The organism is Streptomyces sp. NPDC057654 (assembly GCF_042800135.1).
GTDB lineage: Bacteria > Actinomycetota > Actinomycetes > Streptomycetales > Streptomycetaceae > Streptomyces.
The window spans coordinates 1-9,874 of the sequence record NZ_JBHVHQ010000260.1; the positions used below are offsets into that span (position 1 = coordinate 1).

Here is a 9,874-nt window from a genome sequence, read left to right on the forward strand (position 1 = left end):
CAGATGACCACTTGGCTCCAGTTCTGCGGCGGCAGCGGCACGTACGGCCGGGCCGCCTGCGATGCCTCGATCAAGGTCGTCAGGCCCGGCGAGCTGAGCACCGTCGCACAATCCGCCAGCGCCTGCTGGAAGCCCGTACCGGAGAGATGCCGCACCGCCGTCCCGGCGGCCAGGCGGAAGGTGTCGCCGGCTTGGTTCATGGCCACCGTGAGTTCGTAGTCGTCGCGTCGGAGCGCGCCGAGCAACTGCCGCACCAGCGGCAGGTACGCGTGCGCCGATCCGTTGCCCGCCGGATTGCCGAGCCCGCCCAGATGGGCCAGGACACGAGTACGGGCATGGGTATGGGCATGGACATTGGTACGGGCACGGGCCGGCGCTCCGACCGCCGGTGCTCGGCCGGTGGACGGGGCGGCGAGGTCCGGAGGAGCGGAAGGTTCCGGAGGAGCCGGAGAAACCGGAGGAGCCACGATGCCGGACACCGGCCGTACGCCCGGTACGCCGAGCGCGGTGAGGTGCGCGACGCTGCCGAAGACGTCCTGCGCGAAGTAGCCGCGCACCCGCCGGAGCGGGCTGTCCGCCGGGATGTCGGCCGGCTGCCACATGAAGCCGAGGCTGTCGACGTAGTACGTCATCGCGGCGGCATCCCGAGACCGGATCAGCTCGGGGGCCAGCACGTTGACGATCGCGTCATAGCCGGCCAGCAGGCCGGGCTCCCGCTCCAGCACGTCGACGCTGATGGGACGGGCGCGCGGCCCGCCCTGCGCGTCGAAGAAATCGCCCGCCGAGCCCGCGCCGTAGTACTGGACGCGCAGGCCGTAGCGCCCGGTCAGGACTTGAGTGATGGCGTGGGCCTTGGACGCCGGGCCGAAGCCGAACGGGGTCGCCACCACGGCGATCCGCGCGGCCGTCCAGTCGGCAGGCTGCCCGGTCGTCTGCTGCCCAGTCGGCTGCTGCCCGATCACGGCGCCCCCTCCCCCGTACCGCCACCAGCACCGCCACCGCTGCCACCGCCACCGCCCGCAACGTCATCAGGCGTCCGGTTGAGGTACCGCACGCACACCGCGTCGCCGTCCAACAGGAAGCCGGAGAAGTGGCCGGTCTCCCAGGCCAGGCTCCGTACGCCGGTCATGTCCGCGCGCAGCGCTTTCTCCGCGAGCCACGCGTGCGGGCCGCCGTGACCCACCACCAGGACCCGTCGGCCGGGGTGTTCGGCGGCGAGAGAGCCGAAGAAGTCGAGCGTCCTGCGCTGCGCCGCGGCCAGGGTCTCCTCGCCGGGGTGCTCCCAGAGGTCGCTGTTGCCCGAGAGGGCGCGGTCCGCCTCGTCTCCGAGGAGTTCGCGCACCCGGCCCAGCGGCACACCGATGAACTGGTGGAACACCCGCTCCCGCAGAGCCGGACAGCGCTGGATGTCCACCCCCAGCCCCCCGGCCACCGTCTCGGCCGTCTCGTACGCGCGCTTGAAGTCGGAGGTGTAGACGGCATCGGGCGCGAACCGCCGGACGGCCGCGCGAGCGGCGAGCGCCTCCACGCGCCCCTCGCGGGAAAGGCCCATCGTGAAGGGGTCGGGGTAGACGTCCGGCGGGTATTCCGGCGCTCCGTGCCGTAGGAACAGCAATTCTGTACGGGCGCTGGTTCCGCTGTCAGTCCCCGGAGCCGGGGTCTTCCCCGCATTCGCCTCCGGAATCAGTTCGAGCAAATCCATTACGTCGTCGGCGACCTCCTCCGGCTGCTTGTCCCCGACATCGAGCACCGTCCCGAAATGCCGGAACGACGTGTGCAGTTCCCTGATTCTGCTCTCCTCCATACGGGCGAGCGGGTCACGTGCGTCGTTGCGGAGCAGCAGGTCTTCGACGGTCGCCCGCAGGGTGATCGTTACGAGCCGCAGGCCCTTTCGGCGGAGCCGGAGTTCCTGGGCGGCCAGGAACTCGACGTCCTCGTAGACCCCGTCGATCACCGGGGTGAACCCGCTGTCGAGATAGGAGACGGCGAGATCGACGCACGCGGCCTCGGACGCCTGGAGCGTGAAGTCGCTGAAGTCGCGGGGCTGTGCCATGTACCGCACCGAGTCGTTCGAGACCCGGACGGACGGTACGAGCGTGTCGCGCAGCAGAGCGGCCGTGGTGGTCTTGCCGATGCCGGGGAGCCCGCGCAGGAGCAGTGCGATGCGTTTCACCGGTGCCTCACCATTCCCGTGCGAGGTGGTGGCGGTGGTTCAGCACGGCCTCGGCGACGCGCGCGACGCCGGACTCCGGAACGTATTTGGAGACCGGAACGCTGAGGATGCGCGGCCCCAGGGCGACCGCCGTCTTGGGCCACTGCTGCGAGGACAGCTCGTCCGTGAGCCCCGACCGCCGGAACACCCCGTACTCGCGGAACGTCTTCTTCCAAACGACCCGGGCGACCACGTTCTCGGCCTGCACAGCGGCACAGAACCGCTGTGCGTCCGAGGCCGTACGGGCCATGAGCAGGGTGTGCGAGCCGGCGTCGCCCGCGGGGTGCTCGCTGTGCAGGACGGTGACCGCGGAGCCCAGCGCCTCCCTGAGCCGGGCCCGGTTCGCGCGCTGCCGGGCCAGGGTGTCGCCGAGCGCGAGGGCCTGGTCCAGCGCCAGCGCCGCCTGGAGTTCGGTGAGCCGCAGGTTGTCCGCCAGTACGGCCCGTTCGTCGTCCCAGTCCGGCAGCCCGCCGCCGTGGCGCACGGCGCCGAGGTCGGAGAGCCGGTAGACGCGCTCGATCAGTTCCGCGCCGCCTGCGACCAGCCCGCCCTCGCCGGACGCGATCTGCTTGGACTGCTGGAAGCTCGTGACGGCGATGTCCGCGAGGCGGCCCGCGCGGCCGTCCGGGGAGGCGGCGCCGACGCCCTGGCAGACGTCCTCGATGAGCGGGACGCCGAGAGCGTCGCAGAGCTCGCGCAGCCGCCCGGCCGGTACGGCGTGGCCCTGGACGTGTACGACCATGACGGCGGCGACCGCTCCGCCGGCGGCCTTGAAGGCCGTGGTGTCCACGGTCAGCGGCGTGTCCATGTCCATCGGCACCGGCACCGCGCCCACCGCGGCGACGGCCATGGCGCAGGCGATGAAGGAGTATGCGCTGACCAAAACGCGGTCGCCCGGTCCGACGCCCGCGGCCTGGAGCGCGAGGCGCAGGCCGACCGTGCCGTTGGCGACCGCCACCGCGGCCTCCTTGCCGAAGTAGTCCGCGAAGTGCCGCTCCAGGGCGGTGTTCGCCGATTCCCGGTCGCCCTCGACGTAGCGGAAGAGCTGGCCGTCGCCCAGCACGGCGTGGAAGTACGGCAAGGTGTCGGGGGATTCCGACGGCAATTCGAAGAACTGGTGGGGATTCACCACTGCCATGACGATGTAGTCATCCAATCTTCACGAGGATTGTTTACGAGGATTTCTTTACGAGGACTGCTTTACGAGGGCCGCTTACGAAGAAGGCTTCGCTAGGTGGGCTTTACCAGGAGAGGGTCGGCGGGCCTTTTCCCGCCGGGAAAGATCACCTTCTCCACCCTCCGGAACATGGGCAGCCCCGACGGCGGAACCGCGTGCAATTCCTGCACTGGGCCGAGGGGTTCGAGTATTCTCCGCAGCTCCCGGACCGGCATTCCGGATACCGGCGGCAACGGATAGAGCGGCAGCCTCGTCCACCCCGCGCCGCTGTCCGGCGGGAGGGGCGGCAGACGAAAACACGCGGACAGTTCGCCGGTGAGGAATTCCCTGACGACGGCCCGGCGCGCCGCCAGCCGTTCGTCCGCACGTCGCAACGCGCCGGGCAGCCGCTCCAGCAGGGGCCGGGGGAACCGGGCCGGAGAGGGCACGCGGTCCAGAAGCCGGTCCCCGGCGCCGTCCTGCGCGACCGCTCCGGCCAAGAGGCCGACCGGCCCGAGGACAGCGCCACCGGCCCCCAGGGCGACGGGCTTCGACGGCCCGAACGAGGTGACGGCGAGAACGCCTGTGGCCCCTGAGACCGCCTCCCCCGCGTACGAGCCCCAGGTCTGCGCCACGTCCTCGATCACCACGGCGTCCGGCGGCACGGCGGCCACGATGCCCCGCACGTCGCAGGGCAGCCCGTACTGGTGCGGCACGATCACCGCGCGGGTGCGGCGCGACCAACAGGACGCGACGTCCGCGGGGTTCAGCGTCAGCGATGGGCCGACACCGATGAACACCGGTGTCGCCCCGGCTCGTACGACCGCCGCGGCGAGCGCGTGGCAGCCGAGGTCGGGAACGGCCACCTCGTCGCCCCGGCCGATTCCGAAGATCTCCAACGCCACTTCGAGGGCCGCGGCGCCGGTCGCCGTCAGCGCGGCGCCAGGCTGCCCGAACCGGCTGGCCAGTTCGGCCACGGCCGCGGCGCATTCGTCGTCATCGGCGACACTCGCGGAGGTCACACCGCCACCCGCCACAACCGCGGCGCACACCTCGTCACCCGCCGCACCCGCGGCGCACACCTCGTCACCCGTACGCATGCCGGATGCCCCTCCCCGTCTTCCATGCCCTGCTCGTCAGGGCGTCCAACCGCCGCCGTTCCGCGGCGCGTTCCGCGCCCAGTTCCGGGTTCCCGCACCAGAGGTCCGCCCGCCGTGTCCGCGCGCTGTACAGCAGATCCTTGAGCGCGTCCGGGCTGCCGAAGAGATCGACGGTACGGATGCCGGTGCCGCTCCACTGCCGTGTCAGGCCGAAGGTGAGCAGGTACAGCCCCGGCGAGTAGCGGCGGTACGCCTCGTCGTAGGACCACTTCAGGCAGGTCAGACGGTCCTTGACCCGACCGTCCAGCCGGAAGGCCGCCGGGCGCCCGCGGTCCCGCAAAAAGGTGACCGTCAGCACGCCGTCGCGGACCAGCCCGCCGTAGACCTCCGACTGCGTGCCGCGCTGCCGCATGCTCTGGCCGCGCGCCGCCTTCCAAGAGCTGTCGTCGACCGCCAGCATGTCGCGCACGGCCACCGCACCGGACCGCCCCGGGTCCAGGACCAGGCCGTCCCGTTCGACGAGGCGGCGCTTACGGGCCAGTTGGGACGTACCGCGGCCGAGGGCGCGGGGCCAGAGGTCGACGCCTTCGAGCGACCAGTCGACCACCGAGTTGGGCGGCCGCGGCCAGGCACGGAACTCCTCTCCCTCCCTGCCCCCCGACCCCTCCGGCACACCGACGTACTCGGCCGCGACCAATGGGGCGTACACCGACAGGCCGGTGGCCCGCCGCACGCGGGCCAGGAGGGCGGGCAGCTGTCTACGGCCCGCTGGTTCGGCGCTCAGGATCGGCACGTCGTTGCACACGGTCTGGAGCGTCGTCGCGTCGCGGACGAAGACCACGACCGTGTCCCGGCCGACCGCCACGAGCAGGCGCTCGCCCGCTCCGTGCAGTGCTTCCGCGTAGGCGGGCGACTGCTGGATTCTGGTGCCGTACCGGGCGTAGAGGGCACGCCAGCGCTCGGCTTGGCCGGCGGTGAGGCCACGCCAGTCCGTCAGGGACACCATGCGTCAGTCCTTCCTCGGGCCAGGATCAGGGCCGAATCCGCGTCCCCGTGGATACGGAGGTACGGCGTCGACAGCGTTGTCCGCCTCATCGCGCGGTCATCCCCATTCCCTCTCGGGAAACGGCGACGGGTCGGAGCGCTGCCACCTGATATGCGGATACGCGACGGCGCGAGCGCCGAATCCGGCCATGAACCGGTCGACAGTGGGCAGCACGCTGCCCTCGAAATCGAATGCGGTCACGCCCCACTCGGCGACCGTCGTAACGATGGCGCGGTCCACCAGCAGACTCGGTACGCCCCGAGTCCCCGAGGAGTCGAACCAGGAATGCATCAGGATCGCCATCGCGGTGGACCGGAGCACGAACACCTGGCCCCGGCAGACCCCTTGGTCGTCCACCGCCGCGAGGCACAGGGCGGCGCTGTCCCGGCTCACCGCGATCCCCGATTCCCGGCGGGCGGCGACAGCGGCGGTGTGCTGCCCCACGATCGCGCGCGAGAAATCGAATTCCTCCGGCCGCACGCGTGCGACGGTGTGCCTCTTCTCCGCCGCCCGAATGTGATTGCGTACGGTCGGTGCGTACGCGGCCCGGAAGCCGCCGCCCGATCGCGGGGCGAGCATCCGGGTGTGCCGGCAGAGCGCGACGGCTCCCGCTTCGATGAGGGCCGCGGCCTCGCCGAAGTGCGGATCCATCGGGAGCTCGACCGAGTCCACGTGATCTATCAGCGTCGTCGTCATCGAGACGATCACCCGGTGCCGGTCGAGAGGGTGAAGCTCCGGAGCGACCCAGGGCGAGGCGTAGGGCAGCAGCCGGTACGGCCGTTGAGCGGCGGGTGCCTCCGCGCCGCCGTCGAGCGGGCAGACCCAGATTCCTACGGGTCTGTCGCCGCGCCGGAAGCACACCACGTCGAGCGTGCGTCCGTAGATCTTCGCGGCGAGGGCCGAATTCCATAACGGGACGGGGAGCGTATGGGCGAGAACGGACAGTCCGTTCCCGTGGAGGGCTGCGCTGCGCATTTCTGCCTTTCCGCCGTTGTTCTGTGCGCTGCTCTGCTCTGCTCTGACGGTGCCGACACGCCCGTCATTCGTTTTCAACCGCGCGTCGTCAGCGCGTTCACCGCGTTCAGCAACCGCTCACATCGCGTCGATCAGCGCGAACGCCTCCTGGAGGCTCGTCGGCGGCTCCCCCACGGACGCCGCCATCTCGCGCGCCATGCCGAGTTCGGACGCGGTGCGGTCGCGGGCGACAGCGGGTGCGCCGCGGCCCGCGATGATCGCCTCGTCGAGTTCGGAGTAGTGCGCCAGGGCCCAGCTCGCCCCGGTCGACGCGGCCAGGGCCTGCCGCAGCACATCGATCTCGACGCCCAGCTCCCGTCCCGTTCTGAGCGCTTGGAGGGCCGCGTTGCGGTTGCTGTAGAGCAGCCAGTTGTTGCAGAGCTTGACGGTCATACCGGCGCCGGTGGGACCGGCATGAACGATGTTGTCGGCGTAGACCTCCAGCGTGGCCCTGGCGGCGGCGATGTCGGCGCCGGAGCCGCCGAGGAACAGCGAGAGGGACCCTTCGCTGACCCGGCCCCCGCGTCGGCTGAGGGCCGCGTCGATCAGCGCGTGCCCGTACCCGTCCCGCACCCGTGTGTGCAGTTCGCGCACGGTCTGGGGGGTGAGCGTGGTGTGCAGTACGACGAGGGAGCCGCGAGGGGCCGAGGCGCACAGCGCGCCGTCGTCGAAGAGCAGCGACTGGAGGTCGCTCAGCCTCTTGAGTACGACCAGGTGCACCCGCGCGCCGGCGGCGGCCTCGCCCGCGGAAGCGCACTGCCGCAGGCCGGGCAGTTCGCCCGACAGATCGACCACAGGGTCGTAGGCGGCGAGTTCCCGCCCGCTCCCGGCAATGCAGCGCGTGATGTCCGCGCCCATTTCTCCCAGGCCGTAGACAGCGATGTCCGGCATCGTCGCTCTCCTTTCGTCTTCGTCGGAACTCACGCTCGGTGGGGTCTTCGTCGCGCTGTTCACTGGAGGCTTCGACTTCTCGTGGGAATGCGGGTGTGCGGGTATGCGGAAATTCGGGTATGCAGGTATCGGGAATGCTATGTATGCAGTTCTCTCGGCGTACTCGGGCCGTTGGCCTCACCTTCGTCTGGGCACCGCTTCACGGAGGCATCGCTTCATAGAGGCACTCGCTCTCAGCCTCCTGTTCGGCCGAGGATCGCGGAGCCCGCAGCCTCGCCACCAGGAGCAGAATTCCGGCGGCCGCCCCGCAGACGAGGATCGTGGCGACGTACAGAGTCCGCACCGGGAACCGGGAGAGGAACCAGGCGATCAGCAACGCACCGGCCAGCTGCGCAGGCCCGTGGACCGCGCCGAAGACGGCGTACGCCTGGGCGGAGCCGACCGGCCGCCAGCGGTCCTGGACCTCGCTCTGGAGCGCGCTGTCGCCGCCGCTGAGCAGGCCGACGAGCGCGTAGAGGAAGATGGCCGGGGCCGGGTGGGCCGCGGTGAGCCCGAAGACGACCTGGACGGCGAAGCCGGTCAGGACGATATGTGGCGCGAAGGCACGCGCGTACCGTCCGAACACTCCGCCGGAGATGGCCACCCCGCTGATGATCGCGGTCAGCGCGAAGGACGCGTTGGCGATGCCCGCGACCCACGACCGGTCCTGGTCGCCCCCGGTCAGGAGGGGGATGAACATGCTGAACGCGAGGGTGTGCGTGAGCTCCAGGAGGAGCAGCGACCCGGTGAACAGGCCCAGCCGCCCGGGGGCCCACATGTCTTTCCATGTGCCGGCCGTTTCCTTCCACGCACCGCGGGCCGTCGGGGCGGCGGTCGTCGATGCGGCGGTCGTCGATACGGAATCCATCGGAGCGGCGGTCGCGACGGCCTGAAATGCACCTGTCTCCCGCGCCGGATCGGGCAGCGTGCGCCGGAAGGAAGCCCGGTTGACGACCACGAACACCACGAATTGCAGCGCCATCCCGACGCTGTAGGACAGGACGCAGATCAACAGGGACGTGGCGATCCCGAACGACGCGGCCAGTACGCCGCCCGCCGCCCAGCCGACGACGACGGACGCCTGGGTCGCCACGGCCAGCATCGCGTTGAGCCAGGTCAGTTGCTCCAGGCCGCCGGTCCGGCGGGCCGCCCATTCCCGCATGGCCGGAAGGTAGAAGGCGCCGAACGTCGAGAAGAGGAACATGCCCAGGTACACGTGCCACAGCTGGGCGCTGTTGTGGCGTACGAGCATCCAGAGGGCCGACGACACCGTGAACGCGCCGGCGTCGGACAGCAGCATCACCCACCGTTCGTCCAGCAGGCGGTTCACCGCGCGCACGCAGCGTACGAACAGGAGGGGCGGAAGCGCCCCTGCCGCCACGACCAGCGGAACACTCGCCGACGACCCGCTGATGTCGAGCGCGAGCAGCGAGAGCAGCATGAGCAGCAGCGTGGAAGCGCTCTGGCTCTGGAAGGTGGAGACGATCACGACGCCGATCTCGCGCCGCTCCCCCGTGACAAAGCCTCTCCAGATCTCCGCACGGGAACGGACGCTCGCTACCGTACTCGCCATTTTCGGGTGAGCCCCAATCAGCAGCGGGATATGGGTACGGCCTTGCGGATAGAGCACATAGGGCCTGTCATTCGCGTCGCATTAATAGTCAAGCATCGTCCGGAGCGGGCGGTCAACACCCCTCCGTCGCCACGGCCGAGCACAATTCGGGTGCCGAAACGGTAATGCGGAAACGGTCGTACCGATGATACGAATTTCTGGTCTCCGATAGGCCGATCATCGAATCTTCGAGGCCATGTCACTAACCGGCCAACTCGGGCACAGAATAAGCCTGCCGAGGCGAAACGATACCTCTGGTTCAGACGAAAAATATCCCCGAAGCGGGGGTGTATCGGATCTCCAGGGGCAGTAATTCGCTGGAGTTCGCTTCCCCGGAGAAGGCCAGGGATCCCAGCCCCGGCCCCCAATCCCCAGCCCTTTGACCTCAGACATCAGACATCAGACGCCAGGCCCCAAACGCCATCGGACCTCCGAGGAGGACACCATCCGTCACCCGGTGCCGCCGCCGTACACCATGGGCCGTACGCCATGATCGGACGCGGAAACGCAGCACCCGCCCGGACCCGACCGTACGCGCGGATGATCGCTCCCACCGCCCCGGAGACAGCAGAGGAGTGGGAAGCGCTCCTGTACGACTGGCACAACCAGCACCGGCTGCGCCGCCAGCAGCGCGACATCGCTTACTGGCTGAACCTGACGGAACGGAACGACCGGCTGCTCGTGCTGGGCGCGGGCACCGGGCGCGTCGCGGTGCCCCTGGCCGAGCACCGCGACAGCAACCACGACCGCGACCGCAGCGTGACGGCCGTCGACTTGAGCCAGGCGCGCCTGCGGAGGATGCCGC

Annotated in this window: 8 protein-coding genes and 1 pseudogene; 1 reads left to right on the top strand and 8 read right to left on the bottom strand. The window is 70.2% G+C overall.

Going from position 1 to position 9,874, the window contains the following annotated elements; translation table 11 throughout:
• The 8 genes and pseudogenes from ACFU99_RS20245 to ACFU99_RS20280 form a co-directional block, all read right to left on the bottom strand.
• Positions 1-962, bottom strand: a pseudogene (locus ACFU99_RS20245) (hypothetical protein); the annotation flags it as partial.
• The gene (locus ACFU99_RS20250; RefSeq protein WP_384393860.1) at positions 959-2,173 is read right to left on the bottom strand and encodes a histidine phosphatase family protein; all 1,215 of its coding nucleotides are present in this window, start codon (positions 2,171-2,173) and stop codon (positions 959-961) included. The pseudogene ACFU99_RS20245 and the gene ACFU99_RS20250, both read right to left, overlap by 4 nt.
• Positions 2,174-2,180: 7 nt before the next feature.
• Positions 2,181-3,350, bottom strand: coding sequence for an aminotransferase class I/II-fold pyridoxal phosphate-dependent enzyme (locus ACFU99_RS20255; RefSeq protein ID WP_384393863.1), 1,170 nt, complete (start codon positions 3,348-3,350; stop codon positions 2,181-2,183).
• A gap of 92 nt (positions 3,351-3,442) precedes the next feature.
• Complete coding sequence (locus ACFU99_RS20260; protein ID WP_384393865.1) at positions 3,443-4,468, bottom strand: DegT/DnrJ/EryC1/StrS family aminotransferase; 1,026 nt, start codon at positions 4,466-4,468, stop codon at positions 3,443-3,445.
• Positions 4,455-5,474: a GNAT family N-acetyltransferase gene (locus tag ACFU99_RS20265; RefSeq protein ID WP_384393868.1), complete on the bottom strand. Its 1,020-nt coding sequence runs from the start codon at positions 5,472-5,474 to the stop codon at positions 4,455-4,457. The genes ACFU99_RS20260 and ACFU99_RS20265 overlap by 14 nt, the downstream gene beginning before the upstream one ends.
• Before the next feature lie 96 nt (positions 5,475-5,570).
• On the bottom strand, positions 5,571-6,488 hold the full coding sequence (locus ACFU99_RS20270; RefSeq protein WP_384393871.1) for a hypothetical protein: 918 nt from the start codon (positions 6,486-6,488) through the stop codon (positions 5,571-5,573).
• Between the two features lie 117 nt (positions 6,489-6,605).
• Entirely contained in the window at positions 6,606-7,418 is an 813-nt protein-coding gene (locus ACFU99_RS20275) for an NAD(P)-dependent oxidoreductase (RefSeq protein WP_384393874.1), read from the bottom strand.
• Between the two features lie 199 nt (positions 7,419-7,617).
• Positions 7,618-9,030: an MFS transporter gene (locus ACFU99_RS20280; protein WP_384393876.1), complete on the bottom strand. Its 1,413-nt coding sequence runs from the start codon at positions 9,028-9,030 to the stop codon at positions 7,618-7,620.
• A 579-nt stretch (positions 9,031-9,609) separates the two neighbouring features.
• Here ACFU99_RS20280 and ACFU99_RS20285 point away from each other — a divergent pair.
• A partial coding sequence (locus ACFU99_RS20285) for a hypothetical protein (RefSeq protein WP_384393879.1) occupies positions 9,610-9,874 on the top strand: 265 nt, incomplete at its 3' end.

What these genes read in the sequence shown, in the direction of transcription:
- ACFU99_RS20255 (WP_384393863.1), bottom strand. Translation starts at nt 3,350, where the DNA reads ATGGCAGTGGTGAATCCCCACCAGTTCTTCGAATTGCCGTCGGAATCC.
- ACFU99_RS20260 (WP_384393865.1), bottom strand. Translation starts at nt 4,468, where the DNA reads ATGCGTACGGGTGACGAGGTGTGCGCCGCGGGTGCGGCGGGTGACGAG.
- ACFU99_RS20265 (WP_384393868.1), bottom strand. Translation starts at nt 5,474, where the DNA reads ATGGTGTCCCTGACGGACTGGCGTGGCCTCACCGCCGGCCAAGCCGAG.
- ACFU99_RS20270 (WP_384393871.1), bottom strand. Translation starts at nt 6,488, where the DNA reads ATGCGCAGCGCAGCCCTCCACGGGAACGGACTGTCCGTTCTCGCCCAT.
- ACFU99_RS20275 (WP_384393874.1), bottom strand. Translation starts at nt 7,418, where the DNA reads ATGCCGGACATCGCTGTCTACGGCCTGGGAGAAATGGGCGCGGACATC.
- ACFU99_RS20280 (WP_384393876.1), bottom strand. Translation starts at nt 9,030, where the DNA reads ATGGCGAGTACGGTAGCGAGCGTCCGTTCCCGTGCGGAGATCTGGAGA.